Below are 18,820 nucleotides of genomic sequence, written 5' to 3' on the forward strand. Positions count from 1 at the left end.
GTCCTATACCGGGCAGTTCTTGAAGCCGTTGCTCGCGCGAGGGTCTTTCACAATCGAGTGTCGATCATGAAAACGGCTTCCCTGCCCTCTGCAGACGCTTCAACTGCTTCTTCTTGAATCATGTGCCAGAAGCTCGTGCAGCCCTATCAAATTGATGATGCGCGGCACGCTGGTGTCAGTCCAGTGGGTCGATGCCGAATTGCCGTAAGCGATCGGACAACCGTTCAGCTCTTGCGGCTTCTTGATCGGCTCGCCTGGCTTCTTGTTCCGCTCGCCTGGACTCTTGATCGGCTCGCCGGGCCTCTTGTTCCGCGCGCTGAAGCGCGGCAGCCTTATCCGCCTGGGACTGGTTGAATTCCGGCAAGACATAGCCTTGGTAGACAGGGTCGGCTAGCAGTGCTTCCAGCGATGGTTGCCGAGCCAGGTCGCGCCAGCGCCAACGCAATCCCGGCAAGGACGCAGATGCCATCACCCCATCCTGATCAGGCAACAGCGGTGTGTAACGGCCCTCGGTGTCACGACGATAAAAGGCGCAGTCGCGGAGGTTTGCGGCCAGAATGTAGTATTCCGCCACCCCCGCTTGGGCGTACTCCCTAACCTTGGTCACCTGATCGCGCGCCTTTTGGTTCGGGTCGCTATCGGAGAGGGCCTCCAGGCAGAGGTCAAAGACTCCTTGGTAGGTCCGGTCGCTCGGCTGCAGCTGGTGGGGATTGTCGGGCAGAATAACGGCCGTGTCCGGTCGGCGAATGCTGCGCCGGCGCGTCTCCTGCGTCGTCAGTGAGAAGGAGAATCCCAGCTCCTGATTGACAAATTGGCCTCCCCCATGGCTGTCGAGAAAGTAGCGGATGAGGCCGGTGAACCATTGAAACACGAGAATCGTCGCCCAATCCGACACGCCTTTGGCCTCCAGTCGTCCATCATGCCATTCAAAGGTCACATCCGGCCAATCGGCATAACAGCGCCAATACTCGGCTTCGCTCACTTGCATACCATCGTAAGGCTCCAGCGCGGCGTTGGCCTGCGTCAGCTCAGTGGATGCGAGCTGTCTGGCCGTTGGCCTGGTCAGGTCGCGGACGACTTGAGACATCGTCAAAAACCTCGTGCAAGTTGATTGATAGGCTGCGTTACTCACGGCGCCCGCGACGGCGATCGAGACGGGCGACAAACTCGCCAATCAGCCGCGCATAGAGCTGATCGCCAAGCACCTTGTCTTCGACATCGGCATCCAGACTCGGGTTGTCATTCACCTCGATCACCACCGGCCCCGCTGGCGTCTCCTTCAGATCGACCCCGTAGAGTCCATCACCAATCAGGTCGGCGGCCTTGAGTGCGGTCTTCAGCACCGCCGACGGCACCGCCTCCATGGCTAAGGTCTCGTACCCGCCCTGCTCGTGGCGACCGTCTTGCTCATGCTTGACGATCTGCCAGTGCCCGCGGCTCATGAGATACTTGCAGGCATAGAAGGGCTGGCGGCCGAGCACGCCGATACGCCAATCAAAGGGCGTGTAGAGATACTCCTGCGCCAGAATCAGGTCCGATTGCTTGAACAGCTTGGTCGCGATGCGGGTCAGCTCAGCGCGCGTCTCGGCCCGAAACACACCGCGCGAGAACGAGCCTTCAGGGATCTTCAACACCACCGGATAGCCGATCTGCTGCTCGGCCTCGAGCAGCGTTTCACGGCGCAGCACCAGGGTCTTCGGCCGCGGCACCCGATGCGCGGCGAGCAGCTCGGCGAGATAGACCTTGTTGGTGCAGCGCAGGATCGAGTCCGGATCATCGATCACCACCATGCCTTCCCGATCGGCCTTCTTGGCGAAGCGGAAGGTGTGATGGCCGATGCGCGTGGTCTCGCGAATGAAGAGCGCGTCGTACTCGGCGAGTCGGCTGTAATCCTTGCGCTGGATCAGCTCGACATTGACCCCGAGCGCCTTGCCGGCCTTGATCAGCTGCTGCAGCGCCTTGCCGTCCGATGGAGGTAGATCCTCGTTCGGATCATGCAGCACGGCCAGATCGTAGCGATATGAGAGTCGGGCACGCGGCTGCCGCCAGCGCCGCGAGAGATAGCCTTCGAGCGCGCTGAACAGTGCCGCCTCGCCCTCGCTCGGCACCGCGGCGAGGGGCAAGGCCTTGATGGCGCCGATGCGCCAAGTGCCATTGCGCTTGAACTCGACGCGCAGGATCGGGCAGCGGAAGGCCTCGAAGATCTCGCGCGCCAGCGGCTGCAATTCCTTGACGTCGCATTGACCGAAACAGATCGTCAGCTCATAGGCGGTCGGCGCCAGCGCCGAACTCTTGCGCCGGCCGAGCAGACGCTGCACCAGCCCGTCGAGCTCCTCGGTCGAGAGGCTGTAGAGCGAACGGCTAGAGAGCTCCTGGATCGTGCGCACATCGGGGATCACCTTCTGCCCGCGTGCCTCGGCCAGCAGCGAGCAATAGTAGCCCACCGAGAGGTAGCGATAGCTGCGGCAAAGATTGATCACCCGCAGGCCACGCTTGGCGGCCAGCTCGCCGCCGCCCAGATAGTCGCGCGCGGTGACTACCGGCATGTTCGGAAAGCCGGTCTTCCAGTCGCCCGGTTGCTCGACCAGCAGCAGATGCTCAGCCATGCGCGTTGCTGTCCTGTGCCGAGATCCGGGCTTCCTGCTCGCCCACCGGGCCATTAGCCCGCCGCCCGCCCAGAGCCGGATCATTCGCTTGTGGCTGATCCTGCGCTGCCGAGATCAGCACCACCGCTTGCAGCCCAACACGCCCATAGCGGGCCATGCGGCTGAAGTCCTCGCGGCGGATGGGCATATCGATCGAGTCCAGTGTCGTCTCTCCGTTGTCCAGGTCAACATAGGGGTCGTGGCAATAGACGAAGTGGGCATCAAACCCCGTCACCACGACCCAGTGCGGGAATTTTTCGCGATAGATGCGGTAGGAGCTGATCAGGACCAGCGGCACCACGCCACGATCCCAGCGCGCCTGCAGATCCTCAATGCCGAGCGTGCCCTGCTGCACGGGGATACCCCGGCGCTCGCTCTCAGCGCACATGTCCTCGTGTACCAAACGCATCACCTCCTTCTTCTCCGGGCTGCGTACCGAATCGATCAGCGGCACGCCCGGATCATTGACGAAGACCTCAACCAAAAACCCGCGCCGCTGTGCGGCCAATGCCAATCCGAGCGGCCCGCAGCCCCCATGCCCGGAGGTCATGAAGATGGTGGTCGACTCGCGCCAGATGCGCAGCTCCAGGGTGCGCGTCAGCTCGATCCCAGGTCGCAACGCCTGCATCGCCATCATCAGCGACGATGGCCCGCAGGTGAAATCGAGGGTCTGTGCATAGAACGGTACGCGCTTGAGCACCGGTTTGCGATCCGTCGAGAGCCGCTTCTCGTAGCGCAGTGCCTCCTCATGGTCGGCATAGTAGTTCGACAGCACCCCGAAGCGGCGATAGCCAGCGGCTTCGAACAGCGCCTGTGAGGCCGTATTATCACGCCGGATCTCCAACCGCATGAAGGCGCGCTCCTCAGCCCAGGCGGCCTGCTCGGCAGCGACCACGAGCGCCCGACCCACACCCTGGCCGCGCGCCTGCTCAGCAACGGCAATGGAATACAGCCGCGCCACCGAGGTCGCGCGGCTGAACAACACGAGCACATAGCCGAGCAGACGCTGGTCATCCTCGGCGACCAGCGTTTGTGCATGAGCCCGCGTGAGCATGTAGCGAAACTGCCGGCGGCTGAGCCGATCACTGGCGAAACTCGCCAGCTCTAGCTCAAGCAATGCGTCGATATCCGCTACCGCGGCCGATCGAATGCGCATTGCTTAAAAGAAGACATTGATGCCGGTGACCAAGACATTGCGGTTGGACCAGTCGTCGCCCGATCGGAACCGGTTCCAACGATACCCCAGCTTGAGCTTGACGCCTTTCGCCGGACGCCAGGCGAGACCTCCGCCGAGCCAGTTGGCCTCGATCCACTCATTTCGCGTGCTGTAGAAGAGCTCTTCTTCCAGGTAGGGCGTCAGCCGCAGCGGCGTTAGTTCCCAGGGCGCCTCCAGGGTGATCTCGTTGCGCAGCCGCACATCGTCGCTGCGCCAATCGAAGCTCCGCACCTCGACTCGGGCACGATTGGTCACGCGAAAACCACCGATGCGCTCGGCGAAATAGCCCTCAAGATAGCCGCGATTCTCGGGCTGCCAGTCGTCGGTGAAGCGAAACCAGGCACGCCGATAACCGAGACGCACACTGAAGCTTGGGGTCATCTGGTAGCCGATCCCGAGGCCGGTAAAGGCGAGGAAATTGTCCTCAAAATTGTTCCGCGAGGCCAGGTTCGAGCGCGAGATGAGGAACCAGTCGTCGCTCAGCGAGGCTTTCAATAGCAGGTTGTAGCTGGCACCTGCATCCTGCTCAGCCATCAGCGGCGCCGCCGCCGAGAGCAGCGCCAAGCTTGTAACGACGGCGGCCAACAATCGTCGCATACCGTTGATGCCGCGTCGTCGGACAGATGGTCGGGATGGTCGCCTCGGATTGGGTTCGAGCATTCGTAACTGGACTGAACCAAGAGGGGTCATGAGGAATATCTTGTCGAGTCTATACCCGGGCCAGCTCAGCATCTAGCCAGGCAACGGGTGCGTCCTCCGCATAATGTCAATCAGATGGTGCCATGTCGCGTAGACGACACAAGAAAAGATATCTCGCGCAGAGACGCAAAGCCGCTGAGAAGAAGAGAAGGGCAAGAGAAGCGCACTGGGAACATCGAGCAAGTGCTTTCTTCCTCTGCGTCTCTGCGTCTCTGCGCGAGCATCTTCTTGCCAAGTCACAACATCACGCGACACCATGTCGAGGCTACATCCCAGGCAACCTCATCCAAAACCTTGCTGACCGTGAGAGAATGGGTGTCACCGTCTCGCTGACTCGAAGCATCACTCATGTCCCTATCGCCATTCGATCTCGCTGCCGAGAGCGCCTATCAGCTTTGGCGCGAACGCAAGCTCGCCGAAGCACCCACCCGGCTTGAGGATCTCCTGGTCGAGATCAACGACCCGCGCCAACTCAGGCCAGCCGAGCAGGTGGCCATCCTCGAGCGTTGCCAGCGCGCCAATATGGCCATCTACATCGGCAAGACCGGCGATGATCCAGACAAGGCGATCCCCACCCAACTCGGTGCAGCCTTCGGGCTGCAGCGGCTCGACCACAACCGCGGCGCCGATGACGACGCCATCACCTCACTGACGGTGCAGACCGACGCCCGGCATCGCGACTATATCCCCTACTCCAACCGCCCCATCGCCTGGCACACCGACGGCTACTACAACGCGCCCGAGCAGCGCATCGACAGCCTGCTGCTGCATTGCGTCCATCCTGCCGAGCAGGGCGGCGCCAACGACCTGCTCGATCACGAGATCGTCTACATCCTGCTGCGCGATCAATCACCCGAGTCCATCCGCGCGCTGATGCACCCCGAGTGCATGACCATCCCAGCGAGCTATGTCGACGGCAAGCAAGTGCGCCCGGATCGAACCGGGCCAGTGTTCTCGGTCCGCGCCGACGGCCAGCTGCACATGCGCTATACCAACCGAGCGCGCAATATCGCCTGGCGCGACGACCCGCTGACACAGGAGGCCGTGGCCTCCCTGAAAGCCACACTCGAGCAGGCATCAGACTGGCATCTACAAGGCCGTCTGGAATCCGGTTGGGGACTGATCAGCAACAATGTGCTGCACACCCGCAGCGGCTTCAGTGACGGCGCCGTGCCCAGGTTGCTCTATCGCGCACGCTACTATGATCGGATTCAGGGCACCTGAGTGCTGTTCTAAGACTTGAGCGCCGCTCACCCAAGCATCCAGGCGATCTATCAGTTGCGGGAACGCGCCGTGCAGCTGGGCATTGATGACATAGCGACCAAAGTCGATACCCGGCTCTATCAGAATGCCCGCAATACCCTGCTCAAGGCACTGTTTGAATGAGCCACCTTCCGATGCTGAGACCGATCCCCTTGTCGTTGTCATCGCTGTTGCTATGGCTTCTCAGCCTCTTTGCGCATGGCTCGGAGACCTCCCCGGAGCGTCCGCTTGCCACTGAGTCCATCGCTTCCGCCGTGCCCCCTAACGCTGAGCTCCCTACCCTTGCACAGCCGTTACCCTCGGTCATCAGCACCAACCTCTGCGCCGACCTGTTGCTGCTGCGCTTGGCGGCACCGGAGCAGATCCTCTCAGTCTCACGCCAGGCGCAAGACCCAGCGCAATCACCGGTCGCCGAGATCGCATCCGCCTACCCAGCCAATCGCGCGGCCGTCGAGGAGATGCTCTACTTCCAGCCCGATATCGCGCTCACCTATTTGGGCTGGTCGTCGCGCTTGCATGCTGAGCTGCTCGCTGATCAAGGTATCCGCATCGTCCCCCTACCCTATCCTAGAGGTGTCGAGGATGCTCTCGCCATGACGCGCGAGATTGCCCAAGCGATCGGTCGCGAAGTTGCGGGCGCAGGCGAGATCACCAACGCGCAGGCTCGGATCAAGGCGCTGACGGAGCAACTGCCGGCTCGGACTGCGGCACTCAAGACGCTCTATCTACGCCCCAACGGCGGCACCGCAGGCAGTGAGACCTATATCGATGCCCTGCTCGGATTGCTCGGTCTGCGCAATCTCGCGGCCGAGCAGGGCATCCGCGGTTGGGGTACAGTGCCACTCGAACAGTTGATGCTTGATCCACCGGATATCTTCCTGCTCGGCTACTTCGATCAGGCGCAACCACAGTCGACAGCGCGCTTCGGTCGCCATCCGCTGCTGCACCAACTGCTGGCACGGATACCCAGCATTCAGCTGCCGAGCAACAGCGGATGGGGCTGCGGCGGACTGGAGCTGATCGACGCCGCCGAGCTGATCGCCGAGCAGTTGAAGACGATTCATATCTTCTTCGACCCCCAACCCGCGCACTGAGTCGATCAACCGCAGATGGCGCGGATCAGCACTTTCCAAACAATTGGTTGTGAGACATGATTGTTTTGGGCGCTCACCCGCCTGTCGGACTTGACGAGCGCTTCTGCTGGCAGCCCGACAGGCGGGCGCCTTGCTGATGCGCGCCCGCTCTCCTTATCCTGAGCGCGCAGCGCTGCTCCTTAACGCGGCCTTGGTCCTGCTTCTGCTCGGCCTGAGCCTGCTCTCATTGCGTTTTGGGGCCGCGCCACTGTCGCTGAGCGAGGTTGTCGCTGGCCTATTCGGAAGTGGACCAGAGACAGAGCAACTGATCGTGCAGCAGATCCGGCTGCCCAGGGTGCTATTGGCCTGGCTGGTGGGCATGGCTCTCGGGATGTCGGGCGCCGCACTACAGGGCCTACTGCGCAATCCGCTGGCTGAGCCTGGGCTGCTGGGGATCTCTTCAAGCGCTGGGCTAGGTGCCGTCTTGACCCTCTACTTCGGCCTCAGCGCCATCAACGATTGGGCCTTGCCAGCCACGGCGATGCTGTTCGCGCTGCTGGCGACCCTGTTTCTCTATGGGCTGGCGCGCGCAGGCTCCTCGAACCTGACCCTGATCCTCGCTGGCGTCGCTGTCTCGGCGCTGGCATCGGCGCTGACCTCTCTGGCCTTGAATCTGGCGCCGAATCCTTATGATGTGCAGGACATCGTGCTCTGGCTGTTGGGTTCGATCAGCGACCGCGGCTTTGCCGATCTGCGCCTGGTGCTGCCCTTCGTGCTGCTCGGCCTGCTGCTGCTGTTCGCTGCCGCACCGGCGCTAGAGGTGCTCGCACTCGGCGAAGCAGAGGCGACCAGCCTGGGTGTGAATCTTCCACGACTGCGGGTGCTGATCATTGTCGGCACCGCGCTCAGCGTCGGAGCCTGCGTGGCGGTGACCGGCGCAATTGGCTTCGTTGGCCTGGTGGTGCCGCACATGCTGCGCCGCTTCGTCCAATATCGATCGGGCCAGCTGCTGCTGCCAAGCGCCTTAGGCGGCGCGGTCCTGGTGCTCGCCGCCGATATCATGCTACGGCTGATCGGCACGCCGAAGGAGCTGCAGCTTGGCGTGGTCACCGCGCTGGTAGGGGCGCCCTTCTTCCTGGCGCTGGTACTGCGCTCGCGCAGGGATATGCTGTGAGCTTGGAAATGATCGCGGCCTTCTCGAACGGCACCTGCCTGATCTGGTCGCTGCTCGATACTCAGGTCTCTCTGGCGCTGGCATTGGCATTGGCGCAACATTCATGGAGGCAGTCGTTTTGAGCCGATTGACGATCGAAGCCCTCTCCGTTGAGCTTGCTGGGAGGACTCTGCTATCAAGCCTCGACATCGAGATCGCGGCCGGCGAGCTGTTTGGGCTGATTGGGCCAAATGGGGCTGGCAAGAGCACGCTGATCAAGGCCATCACCCAGGTGCTGCCCTATCGAGGCAGCATCTGTCTCAATGGGCAGTCACTGGCACGGATGTCGGCACGCGAGCGTGCGCAGCGGCTCGCCTATCTGAGCCAGGACGACCGCCTGCAGTGGCCGATCAGCGTCCACGATCTGGTCGCGCTAGGCCGCCACCCCTACCGCGGCAGCTGGTGGCGCGGCGGCTTAGGCACTGGCTTGCACGGCAAGGCGTGCCGGGATCGCTCGGCCGGCGATGCCCAGGCCGATGAGCGCGCCATTGAGGAGGCCCTGCACGCGGCTGACCTCTGGTCGCTGCGCGGGCGCCGCGCCGACGAACTCTCCGGTGGCGAGCGCGCCCGTGCCCGGCTCGCCCGCGCGCTCGCGGTCGAGGCCGAGGTACTGCTCGCCGATGAGCCGGTCGCCGCGCTCGATCCGATGCATCAACTCCAAGTCATGGAGCTGTTGCGTGCCCGCTGCCAGACCGGACAGAGCGTTATCGTCGTCCTGCATGACCTGACGCTGGCCAGTCGCTTCTGCGATCGCCTTCTGCTGCTCGACCAAGGTGCCGCAGTCGCCAGCGGTCGGGTCGAGACCGTCTTAAGCCCTGAGCATCTCGCCTTTGTCTATGGCGTGCAAGCGATCATCGGCGAACATCAGGATGGCGACCAGCTGCACCGCTATATCGTGCCTTGGAGCTGCGACAAGGGTGGGTGAATGTTGGAGCCGCAAATGCTCCTAATGCAGAGGTCCTGTGGTCGTATGACGCCAAGCAGCGGTTCCCCTGTAACGTCGGGCAGCAAAGCCCGAAGCGCTTGATTCAGGGCAACTGCTTTGCGGCACGACAAGGTCAGCGAGGCACGGTGCATGATAGTCTCCGACTGTCATGCTGGCACGACAGCGAAGACTGTCAGCCGAGCTAATCATACAGGCTACACCTCGACAACCAAACAGGGGCTGAAGCAGCCATTGCCCAGGCTGCGATCGACGTGGGCCCAGTGCCCTTTCACCGCTGGTCGGCGCTCGCGTGCGACGGCAAGATTCATCGGAGCTGACAATGCGCATCCTTTTTGTCCACCCCAACTATAGCGCTGGCGCCGCGGACATCGCCGGCAACTGGTCTCCGGCATGGGTCGCCTATCTGGCTGGCTATCTGAAGCAGGGCGGCTACACCGATTACCACTTCGTCGATGGCTTGGTGGACAACCTCGACGAAGAACAGCTGCGGGTCGCCATCCGTGACGCCAAGGCCGATATCGTCGCCACCACGGCGATGACGCCGATGATCTACACCGCGCAGCGGCTATTGCAGATCGCCAAGGAAGAATGCCCCAACGCCATCACGGTGCTCGGCGGCATCCATCCCACCTTCATGTACCAGCAAGTGTTCGGCGAGGCACCTTGGATCGACGTCATCGTGCGTGGCGAGGGCGAGGCGGTCACGCTGAACCTGGTGCGCGCCATCGACGAGGGCCGCTGGCCCACTGAGCGCGAGAAGATCAAGGGCATTGCCTATCTGGACGAGGACAACAAGGTCATCGCCACCCCGGTCGAGCCCTCGATCAAGGATGTCGATTCGATCTGGCCCGACTGGGGCATCCTCGAGTGGAAGAAGTACATCTACATTCCGCTCGGCGTGCCGGTCGCCACACCCAACATGGCACGCGGCTGCCCCTTCACCTGTAGCTTCTGCTCGCAGTGGAAGTTCTGGCGCGACTATCGCGTGCGTGATCCGAAGAAGATGGTCGACGAGATCGAGGAGCTGGTGAAGGTCCACGGCGTCGGCTTCTTCATCCTCGCCGACGAAGAGCCGCAGATCAACAAGGCCAAGTTCGTCGAGTTCTGTCAGGAGCTGATCGATCGGGATCTCGGCATCCATTGGGGCATCAACACCCGTGTGACCGACGTCATGCGCGACGAGGATCTGCTGCCCTTCTACCGCAAGGCTGGGCTGGTTCACGTCTCGCTCGGCACCGAGGCCGCCGCGCAGTTGAACCTAGACCGCTTCGTCAAGGAGACCACGATCGAGCAGAACAAGCGCGCGGTGCAGCTGCTGCAAGAGAACGGCATCGTCACCGAGGCCCAGTTCATCGTCGGCCTCGAGAACGAGACCCGCGAGACCCTGGAAGAGACCTATCAGATGGTCATGGACTGGGGCGCGGACATGGCCAACTGGTCGATGTATACCCCCTGGCCGTTCTCCGACATGTTCACCGAGATGGGCGACCGGGTCGAGGTATTCGACTACTCCAAGTACAACTTCGTCCAGCCGATCATGAAGCCGGATAGCATCGACCGCGCCGAGCTGCTCGATGGCGTCATGGCCAACTATCGGCGCTTCTACATGAAGCGGATGCTGTTCCAGTACCCCTGGGTCAAGGACCCCTTCCGTCGCAAGTACCTGATCGGCTGCATCAAGGCCTTCTTCAAGAGTGCCTATGAGCGCAAGTTCTACCAGCTTGGCAAGCAGAACTACTGGGGGCCGATGTTCAAGAAGCTGATCAGGTTCGACTACGACAAGAGCAAGTCGAAGATCGTCGAGCCGGATCACAATGCTTGGAAGCAGGCCCCAGCCGCCAAGCGCCCGGCGCTCGGCACCAGCCAAGCCGTGCCCATGGCCTGCGGCGGTGGCAATCAGCAGATGGAAGACCTGGAGATCGGCGGCGAAGCCTCACCAAAGTGTCAGCCGGGTGGCTGCGGTGGCGGCATCAGGCCAGCATCGTCCTCCGCCACTGTCGCGATGCCAGAGTTGCAGACGAGCAAGCCGCGCGAGGCGGTGGCTGAGGAGGCCTAGCCGTAACCGACCGAGTCTCCGTCTTTGCCTCGCCCCGCGCAAGTGGGGGGCGAGGCAGAAGAGGCCCAGGCGTCAGCGTCGGTCTTTGCCCGGCCACACGCAAGTGCGGCGAGGCCAAGGTGCAAATCTCAGCATCCGAGTGGCGATCACATCGCCTTCATCCTGATGTTTGATCGTGCCTGCCGGGAGCATCACGGCAAGGCGCGACCTTGTCTCATTGGGGAGACGCCTTTTGAGAGAATTTGTTGAGAGGATTCGCCATGACTGAACTCGCTTCTCTCTATCAGACCGACTACTCCCAATGGACGCAACGCAACGCCGAATTATTACGCGCCGGTCGCTTCGAGGAACTGGATATCGAACACTTATTGGAAGAGTTGAGCGATATGGGTAAAAGTGATCGGCGCGAATTGCATAGCCGTTTTTTGATCCTGATCGCACACCTGCTCAAGTGGCAATTCCAATACCAAACGCTCAGCGAACGCTGGCGCGAATTCAAGGGCGATAGCTGGCGTTCGACGATCATCGAACAGCGCCAGCAGATCAGTGTCCTGCTGCGCAAGTCGCCCGGCCTAAAGTCGGTCTTAGAAGAAACCAGCATTGATGCCTATGCCGACGCTGTTGACCTCGCGCACAAAGAAACCCGCCTGGCGCGATCAACCTTTCCGGAAGTCTGTCCCTACTCCATCACACAACTGCTGGACGATAGCTTTTATCCCGAGCGATGACAGCACAGCATCTTCCGGAACGAAACGTGCCGGAATGATACCGATATCAGCGCTGGACCGCCATTCAACCTCCAGCCGGACTTTAAGGCTCAAGCGGGTGAGTAGGAGACCATGCCAGACACCGCACCGATGATCGACCTTCAGCTACCCCCGTTGCTCGACCACGGCCCACGCCGCGCGCGCGCCCTGATGATCCAGGGCACCGCCTCCGACGTCGGCAAGAGCCTGCTGGTGGCGGGACTCTGCCGAGCCTACAGCCGGCGCGGGCTCGCCGTGCGTCCGTTCAAGGCGCAGAACATGAGCAACAATGCAGCGGTCACCGCCGATAGCGACGCCCCGATCGGTGCCGATGGCGAACAACCGCGCGGCGAGATCGGCCGTGCCCAGGCCCTGCAAGCGCGCGCCTGTGGCGTGCCGCCCTCGATCCACATGAACCCGGTGCTGCTCAAGCCACAGACCAACGTCGGCTCGCAGGTCGTGCTGCGCGGGCGCTCGCTCGGTAACTGCCCGGCGCGCGTCTACCACCAGATGCGCCAAGGCATGATGCCGGCCATCCTCGACAGCTTCGAGCGCACCTGCGCCGAGGCCGATCTGGTGCTGGTCGAGGGCGCTGGCAGCGGCGCCGAGATCTATCTGCGCGACTGCGACATCACCAACATGTACTTCGCCGAGCAAGCGCGGGTGCCGGTGATCGTGGTCGGCGATCTCGACAAGGGCGGCACCATGGCCTCGCTGGTCGGCACCTGGCTGCTGCTCGATCAGGCCGATCGCGCGCGCGTGGTCGGTTACCTGGTGAACAAGTTTCGCGGCGACTTCTCGCTGTTCGAGCCGGCCTGCGACACCATCACCGAGATCACCGGCTGGCCTTTCCTCGGCGTGCTGCGCTGGTTCGAGGGCGCCGCGCGCCTGCCCGCCGAGGACTCGCTGGCGCTCGAGCGCCCCGCCGAGGGCGACTGGGCCAACGGCGGCGGCAGCATCAACATTGCCGTGCCGCGCCTGTCGCGGGTCGCCAATTTCGACGATCTCGATCCGCTAGCCGCTGAGCCGGCGGTGAACCTGCGCTGGATACAGCCCGGCGAGCCGATCCCGGCGACCACCGATGTCATCATCCTGCCCGGCTCCAAGGCCACGCGTGTCGATCTGCAGACCTTGCGCCGCGAGGGCTGGGACATCGACATCCTCGCCCATGTCCGCCGTGGTGGCCGCCTGCTCGGCCTCTGCGCCGGCTTTCAGATGCTCGGCCAGGTGGTGCGCGACCCCGAGGGCATCGAAGGCGAGCCAGGCGAAACACCCGGCCTCGGCCTGCTCGAGATCGAGACGCTGATCGGTGGCGACAAGCGCCTGATCGACCTCGATCTAACCGACCAACATAGCGGCTGCCGCGTCACCGGCTACGAGATGCACATGGGTCGAACCCAAGGTGTCGGGCTCGAACGGCCCTGGCTTCTGCTCCAGGACGACCAGGGCTGCGTCCGTCCGGAAGGAGCCGTCTCAGCAAGCGGCCGCGTCATGGGCGGCTATGTGCATGGCATCTTCGCCAGCGATGGCTTCCGCGCCCACTGGCTCGAACAGGTCGGCGCTAAAGCCGCAGCGCTCGACTTCGAGCAACGCATCGAGGCCGCCCTCGACGCCCTTGCTGATCATTGCGAGACCAACCTCGACCTCGACGCCCTGCTCGCCCTCGCACAGTAAACTGGCGGTAGTGCCTCAGATCTGTTGTTGAATCATATTTAATTATTCTAAATCAAAGGCTTGCTCGGTAAATCAACAGATCTAGAGCACTACCGATCCACCCGCCCTGCAATCCGCTGGCCCGCTCGACGCGCCCGGCCAGTGCCGCACCGAGCACCGCCTCTTCACTGTAGAGCAGCGTGAAGCGCTGCTTGGCGCGGGTGATGGCGGTATAGAGCAACTCGCGGGTCAGCACCGGATTGGGCCTATCCGGCAGGATCAGCGCGGTGTGCTCGAACTCCGAGCCCTGGGCCTTGTGAACGGTCATCGCAAACACCGTCTCCACCGCCTGCAAGCGGCTGGGTAAGACCCAGCGCACACCGCCCTCGGCGGTCGGAAAGGCGACGCGCAGGATCGCGGCGCCACCCTGCCCGTGCCGACCCTGCGCCGGCACGGGCAAGGTGATGCCGATATCGCCATTCATCAGATTCAGGCTGTAGTCGTTCCGGGTGACCATCACCGGCCGTCCGGCGAACCACTGCCGGGGTGATGCGCTGTCATCGGTCTGGCTCAGCCATCCGCGCTGTCTCAGCAGCGCGATGACGCGCTGGTTGAGCCCCTCGACGCCCCAAACACCTTGGCGCAGCGGGGTGAGCAGTTGGAAGCGCTTTTGCGCCTGTAAGATCTCCGCAGCCCACTGATCAAACGCCGCCTGATCGGCATCCGCCGATGGCGCTTGGTCGCGCAGTTGACCCAAGAAGCTGTCCTCAGCCCCATAGGCCTCGGTCATCAGGCGGGTCAACGCGGCATCCTCGGGATCGGCGAGTACCTGCGCCTCGATCACACCCAACGCTGGCTGTTGCTTGGCCTCGAACAGCGCTAAGACGTTTGCAACGGACGTTGGGTCTGGCTCCGCGGTGGCCGTTGGCGGCTGATCTACGCCCCCGCCCTGGTTGACCCGTTTGGCCAGCGCACCGATGCCGCCGGCTTCGCTGAAGCGGTAGCTGTGCGAGAGGATCACGATGGCCGCTCCGAGGCCGGAGTCGGTCTCTAGGACGCAGGGTGGGGGTGGCAACGCGGACTGCGCTTGCGGGTCTTGGGAGCTCTGCTGCAGCCGGTGCTGCGCTTCCCGCCCATGCCGCCCCGGCTGAGCAGGCTGACAAAGATCCCCCAGCACGGCGCCGGCCTCCACCGAGCTGAGCTGATCTTTGTCACCGAGTAGGATCAAGCGGGCATCGGGTCGGAGGGCATCGAGCAGATGCGCCATCAGTTCGACATCGACCATCGAGGCCTCATCGACCACCACCACATCGGCCGGCAGCGGGTTGGCGGCGTGATGGCGGAAATGGCGGCTGTTTGGAATCGTGCCGAGTAGCCGATGCAGGGTCTTGACCTGGGTCGGGATCGGCCCCCAGACCTCGGCGCCGCCGGGGAGTTGATGCTGTTGCCCAGCGATCGACTCGGTGAGTCGCGCTGCTGCTTTGCCGGTGGGGGCTGCGAGTTCGATGCGCAGCGATGGACGTGCCGCAGCCTGATGCCGATCCTCAGGTATCGCCAAGCGCTGCAGCAACGCCAGCAGGCGCACGACCGTCGTCGTCTTGCCGGTCCCGGGACCGCCGGTGATGATGAAGAAGCGCGCCCTGGCGGCGCGTTCGCAGGCGATGCGCTGGCAATCCGGCGTTGCCGAGGCAGGGGGCGTTGCTTGGCTCGTCGTGTTTCCGAACAGGGCATCAAGAGCGTCGTCCAGTCTGTCCTCAACGACCTTGACCGGCGCGGCGAGCCGCGCCTCGATCCCGGCGCGAATGCGTTGCTCGTACTGCCAGTAGCGGCGCAGATAGAGCAGCGGCTGATCGGGGCTACCGGCAAGGACGAGTGGACTGCTCGCCCTCTGCGCGTGCGCTGGCTCGGACCTTGCCGAGTCGCTCGATGGAACCCTGCCGGCAGGATCAGCAGGGTCACTCGGTCCAGGCGCCCCATCCAGCATCGAGGTGATGACGTTGTCGAACCGGGAGAGGCGCATCACCCAGTCCTCCAGACTCAGCCCAGCCAGTTGCTCGCGCAGTTCGGCGCGCACCCCGGGGCTCAACTCGGTGTCGTCCCGCAGTCGGCTGAGCAGTCGTTCCGGCGCCTCCAGCGCCCGACGCAGATCGAGGCAGACATGGCCATGGCCATTGCGCTCGCTGGTCAGGGCCACCGCAAGCAACACGGCCGGATCGGTAACGCCAGCCTCATCGGCGATGAAGCGGGTGAAGGCCAGATCCAGCGCGCGTAAGGCGCCGGCCGCGACCCAGTCGCTGAGACGGGTGAGCAGGGCTTGACTGGCTAGGCGCTCGGTGGGGTTTCCGGTCAGCGTTGCGGTGGTGAGCCGATCGTCGCTCCCGGCTGTGCCCATCTCTCGCGTGGTGAAATCGGGCATCAGGCCACCTCCGGTTGGGTCGTCAACGGCTTGCCGGCAAACAGCCGATCCAGCCCCTCGATCAAGGCGCGGCTGGGTCTCGCCATGAAGAGTCCCTGCGTCGGCGCTTGATGGCCGCGCAAGAAGACATAGAGGGCGCCTCCTAAATGATCCTCGATGCGGTAATGGGGCAGCCGGGCACGTAACAGCCGATGCAGGGCGAGCAGGTAGAGCGCGTATTGCAGGTCGTAGCGGTGGGCAAGGATCGCCGCGCGCATCGCCTCGTCGGTATAGGCGCTGTCGTCGGGGCCGAGCCAATTGGATTTCCAGTCGAGCAGGTAGTAGCGCCCGCGATGCTCGAACACCAGGTCGATGAAGCCCTTGAGCAGGCCGTCGAGCTGGTTGGCTTGCAGCTGCGGGCGCGGCGCACCAGGCAGGCAATGGGCCTGTACCAGGCGATCGAGCGTGGCGGTCTTGACCCCATCGCTGGTGAGCCAGAACTCGAGCTCGACCTGGATCTGACTCGGCGCCAGATCCGCCAACCGAAGTGTTGGCGCTGGCCCCTGCGGAGGTGACAGTTCAGCGAGCGTCCATGACTTGGTGAGCAGTTGCTCGAGCCACTGATCCAAGGGGGTGATCCAGTCGGTGAGGCCGCGCAGTTGGCAGCGTCTTGCAAGCAGTTCCATGCGCAACGCCGGCACATGCGCTGCGGCGGCGAAACCTCGCCTGGGCTGGCCTTGAGGATCTTGGGTCAGCGGTAGCCGCGCGGCCCATTCCAACAGACCGTGCAGGAAGGTCCCATAGCGGCTGCCGCGCGGGAGTGCGTGGAGTGAGCCCGGAGCGGTTGGGTCGCCTCGACTCGGCGTGACCTGGCGGTCGCCGCTGTCGGTACCGCTCAGGCTGCTGTCTCCGCCAGCCTGGCTGGTATGGCCGGCGTTGGGCTTGCCGCTGGATTGGCCACTGTCGACCTCGCTCTCGGTTTGGCCTGCGACTTCGTCTTCTCCGATGCGGAGGTGTGCGCGCTCGCTGGTGATGATGCCGGTCATCGCCGTCGTCAACAACGTCCCCAGGCTCGACTCCTCCAACGCCGTCTCCTGCTCGGCGGTGTCACCCGCACTCGGTTCACGGCCCTGCTCGGCTCGCTCGGCGGCGACCTGAGCCGCGCCCACCGTCAGCGCCGAATAGCTGGCGATCCACCAGGGCGCGAAGCGGCCATGCTCGGGTGCGCGGGCCGGTTCGAGTACGGCGTCCGTCGCTGTCGCCAGGGGCTGTGCTGGTATCATCGGCAGCGGCTGGATGGCGATGTCTTCGCAGTCGCCCTTGAGCTGCTCGAGGGCGGCCCAGACCTCGGCGGCGCCGGCGAACGACTGGCCACCCTTGAGCACATGGCCAATCGCGGACTGGTGCAGCTGCGGGTTGTTGCCCAGGCGGCGCAGCGGGGTGATCCCGAGCCAGACCGCATGCCGGGCGCGGGTCAGCGCCACGTAGAGCTTGCGCATGTCTTCGCTCAGGCGTTCGTCATCGGCATTGGTCCAGGCGTCCGGACAGGCATCCCTGCACGCCACCTCCAGTGCGCGAGCGTTGGCGACGCCGTCCCTCTCATCGTCAGCCAGTCGCGTCGGCACCTGTCGGGTGCGTCCATCGATCGGTCGCCAGCTGCAGATGAACGGCAGCAGGACCAGCGGGTATTCGAGCCCTTTGGACTTGTGGATGGTGATCACCTGGACCAGCTCGGCATCGCTCTCCAGGCGGACGATGAATTCCTCGCCGCTGCTGTCCAGGTGCGTGCTCAGATGGCGGATCAGGGCCTGTTCGCCATCGAGGGCGGTGGCGGACTGTTGCAGCCATTCGGCCAGATGCAGCAGGTTGGTGAGGATGCGCTCACCCTCGGCGCGCTGCAGCAGCCGGGCCGGCAGTGCCTGCTCGTGCAGCAGCCGGCGCAACATCGCCAGCACGCCTTGGCGCTGCCAGGTGCGCTGGTAGCCGACGAAGCGCATCACCTGCGTCTCCCAGGCCAGCTCGTCCTCTTGCAGGCGGGCCAGCTCCTCGAGCGGGATGGCGAGCGTGTTGGTGCCGAGCGCAGCGCGCACCAGACCCTCCTCGGTCGGTGCGGCGCAGGCCTTGAGCCAATGTAGCAGATCGACCGCCTCTTGGGTCTCGAACACCGAGTCGCGATCGGAGAGATAGACGCTGTTGATGCGCAGGGCGCCGAGGGCCTGGCGCATCACCGCGGCCTCATCGCCGGTGCGGACCAGGATCGCGATGTCGCTCGGCTTGAGCGGTTGGGTGACCTGCCCACTGCCCAGGGGGGCGAAGCCGGTCAGCGGCTCAGCGGCGGCGGCCTGGGCCAGCCAGCGGGCGATCTCGGCGGCGGCAGCGCTCGCCATCTGTTGCAGATAGTCATCCGGCGCCGTGGCGACCGCGCCCTCGGGCTCCAGGGTCCAGCAGGTCAGTGCGGTGGCCGGTGCGCCGTCGATCAGCAGGATCTCCTCGCGGCCGTTGGCGGTGATCTCGACATAAGGGATGGGGTTCTCGGGAGCCGGATGCGGGGCGGCGTTGGCCTCTGGGGCGGCGTTGGGCGCGGCCGCCTGTTGCTCAGCGAAGCGGAAAGCCCCGCGCGGTTGACCCTCGGCATGGCCGAAGAAGCGGTTGCAGGCGGCGACCATGGCCTCGGTGGAGCGGTAGTTGGTCGCCAAGGTCGCATGACGTCCCGTCGTGGCCTGGCGTGCGGCCAGATAGGCATGGATGTCGGCGCCGCGGAAGGCGTAGATCGACTGCTTGGGATCGCCGATCATGATCAGGGCGGTGTCGGGATCATTCGCGGCGACCTGATAGATGGCATCGAAGATCCGGTATTGGATCGGATCGGTGTCCTGGAACTCGTCGATCAGCGCGACCGGGAACTGTCGGCGGAT

The 18,820-nt window shown here is 63.9% G+C and carries 14 protein-coding genes; 8 read left to right on the top strand and 6 right to left on the bottom strand.

Going from position 1 to position 18,820, the window contains the following annotated elements:
- Positions 1 to 175: 175 nt before the first annotated feature.
- From VBE63_RS18130 to VBE63_RS18145, 4 genes are read right to left on the bottom strand one after another with little or no spacing between them, the layout of a single operon-like run.
- Positions 176 to 1,087 (bottom strand): Uma2 family endonuclease, encoded by a 912-nt coding sequence (locus VBE63_RS18130; RefSeq protein WP_323684422.1) that lies wholly within the window; start codon positions 1,085 to 1,087, stop codon positions 176 to 178.
- Positions 1,088 to 1,124: 37 nt separating this feature from the next.
- Positions 1,125 to 2,606 carry a RimK family protein gene (locus tag VBE63_RS18135; protein ID WP_323684423.1) on the bottom strand — a complete coding sequence of 494 codons (1,482 nt, stop codon included), beginning with the start codon at positions 2,604 to 2,606 and terminating at the stop codon, positions 1,125 to 1,127.
- Complete coding sequence (locus tag VBE63_RS18140; RefSeq protein ID WP_323684424.1) at positions 2,599 to 3,801, bottom strand: peptidase C39 family protein; 1,203 nt, start codon at positions 3,799 to 3,801, stop codon at positions 2,599 to 2,601. The genes VBE63_RS18135 and VBE63_RS18140 overlap by 8 nt, the downstream gene beginning before the upstream one ends.
- A 3-nt stretch (positions 3,802 to 3,804) precedes the next feature.
- Positions 3,805 to 4,446 carry a DUF2490 domain-containing protein gene (locus VBE63_RS18145; RefSeq protein ID WP_323684425.1) on the bottom strand — a complete coding sequence of 214 codons (642 nt, stop codon included), beginning with the start codon at positions 4,444 to 4,446 and terminating at the stop codon, positions 3,805 to 3,807.
- Between the two features lie 462 nt (positions 4,447 to 4,908).
- Between VBE63_RS18145 and VBE63_RS18150 the strand changes: the two genes are divergently transcribed.
- The 8 genes from VBE63_RS18150 to VBE63_RS18185 all read left to right on the top strand — a co-directional run bounded on the left by VBE63_RS18150 (position 4,909) and on the right by VBE63_RS18185 (position 13,531).
- A complete protein-coding gene (locus VBE63_RS18150) occupies positions 4,909 to 5,784 on the top strand; it encodes a TauD/TfdA family dioxygenase (RefSeq protein ID WP_323684426.1) in 876 nt (291 codons plus the stop codon).
- A 15-nt stretch (positions 5,785 to 5,799) separates the two neighbouring features.
- On the top strand, positions 5,800 to 5,946 hold the full coding sequence (locus VBE63_RS18155) for a hypothetical protein (protein ID WP_323684427.1): 147 nt from the start codon (positions 5,800 to 5,802) through the stop codon (positions 5,944 to 5,946).
- A gap of 11 nt (positions 5,947 to 5,957) precedes the next feature.
- Positions 5,958 to 6,917: an ABC transporter substrate-binding protein gene (locus VBE63_RS18160; protein ID WP_323684428.1), complete on the top strand. Its 960-nt coding sequence runs from the start codon at positions 5,958 to 5,960 to the stop codon at positions 6,915 to 6,917.
- Positions 6,918 to 7,053: 136 nt separating this feature from the next.
- Positions 7,054 to 8,070 carry an iron ABC transporter permease gene (locus VBE63_RS18165; RefSeq protein WP_323684429.1) on the top strand — a complete coding sequence of 339 codons (1,017 nt, stop codon included), beginning with the start codon at positions 7,054 to 7,056 and terminating at the stop codon, positions 8,068 to 8,070.
- Positions 8,071 to 8,188: 118 nt separating this feature from the next.
- Positions 8,189 to 9,034 (top strand): ABC transporter ATP-binding protein, encoded by an 846-nt coding sequence (locus tag VBE63_RS18170; RefSeq protein WP_323684430.1) that lies wholly within the window; start codon positions 8,189 to 8,191, stop codon positions 9,032 to 9,034.
- A 340-nt stretch (positions 9,035 to 9,374) separates the two neighbouring features.
- Positions 9,375 to 11,111, top strand: a complete 1,737-nt coding sequence (gene bchE, locus VBE63_RS18175) for a magnesium-protoporphyrin IX monomethyl ester anaerobic oxidative cyclase (protein WP_323684431.1) — start codon at positions 9,375 to 9,377, stop codon at positions 11,109 to 11,111.
- 260 nt (positions 11,112 to 11,371) lie between these two features.
- Entirely contained in the window at positions 11,372 to 11,839 is a 468-nt protein-coding gene (locus tag VBE63_RS18180; RefSeq protein WP_323684432.1) for a DUF29 domain-containing protein, read from the top strand.
- Positions 11,840 to 11,950: 111 nt separating this feature from the next.
- The gene (locus tag VBE63_RS18185) at positions 11,951 to 13,531 is read left to right on the top strand and encodes a cobyric acid synthase (RefSeq protein WP_323684433.1); all 1,581 of its coding nucleotides are present in this window, start codon (positions 11,951 to 11,953) and stop codon (positions 13,529 to 13,531) included.
- Positions 13,532 to 13,583: 52 nt separating this feature from the next.
- Here VBE63_RS18185 and recD read toward each other — a convergent pair whose 3' ends face one another.
- Both recD and VBE63_RS18195 read right to left on the bottom strand, forming a co-directional pair.
- Complete coding sequence (gene recD, locus VBE63_RS18190; RefSeq protein WP_323684434.1) at positions 13,584 to 15,926, bottom strand: exodeoxyribonuclease V subunit alpha; 2,343 nt, start codon at positions 15,924 to 15,926, stop codon at positions 13,584 to 13,586.
- The coding region (locus tag VBE63_RS18195) for a 3'-5' exonuclease (RefSeq protein WP_323684435.1) at positions 15,926 to 18,820 on the bottom strand (2,895 nt) is incomplete at its 5' end. The genes VBE63_RS18195 and recD, both read right to left, overlap by 1 nt.

The organism is Lamprobacter sp., assembly GCF_034860625.1.
Taxonomy (GTDB): domain Bacteria; phylum Pseudomonadota; class Gammaproteobacteria; order Chromatiales; family Chromatiaceae; genus Lamprobacter.